Origin of the sequence: uncultured Umboniibacter sp. (assembly GCF_947497555.1) — a bacterium.
Lineage (GTDB): Bacteria > Pseudomonadota > Gammaproteobacteria > Pseudomonadales > DSM-25080 > Umboniibacter.
The window spans coordinates 1-580 of the sequence record NZ_CANMGY010000030.1 but is presented as its reverse complement, the minus strand read 5'-3'; the positions used below and the strand labels follow the sequence as shown (position 1 = coordinate 580).

General features: G+C 53.8%; 1 protein-coding gene. It reads left to right on the top strand.

The window, feature by feature from the left end; all coding sequences use genetic code 11:
• Window positions 1-580: hypothetical protein (locus Q0698_RS13255; protein WP_298637162.1), on the top strand; the 580-nt coding region annotated here is incomplete at both ends.

Below are 580 nucleotides of genomic sequence, written 5' to 3'. Positions count from 1 at the left end.
GCTACGACGGTCACGGCAACATCACCAGTAAAACGGGAATGGGCAGCTACACCTATGCGTCGGGCACCCATCGGGTGATCAGCACCGCGCAATATGGTGGCGATGCCTGGTCGAATACGGGTCACTGTAACGCCACGAGCAGTGCGAACTACTGTTACGACGAAGCGGGTAACATGACGGCCGACGATACCGGTCGAACGCTCAACTACACCGCCTACGATAAACCGTATCGTATTGAAGCAGGCAGTGGCCACGTCACGGAATTCCTCTACGGACCCAACCGAGCGCGTTACGTTCGCCAAGACACCAATCCAGCAGGCGAATTGCAAACCACGTTCTACGTCGGTAATGTAGAGAAAATTGTGTACGAAAGTGGTGACTACACGATCCGCCGTTATATCGCGGGGGTGGGTATGATCGTCCAGGATTACAACCAGTACGATAGCGCGTTAGAGTCCGAAGATCTGCGGTTCTTCTACAAAGATCATCTGGGTTCACTGAGTGTGATCACCGGCGCTGACGGGCAAGTGGTTGAGCAGATGAGCTTTGATAGCTTTGGTAAGCGTCGTCATCACGAACA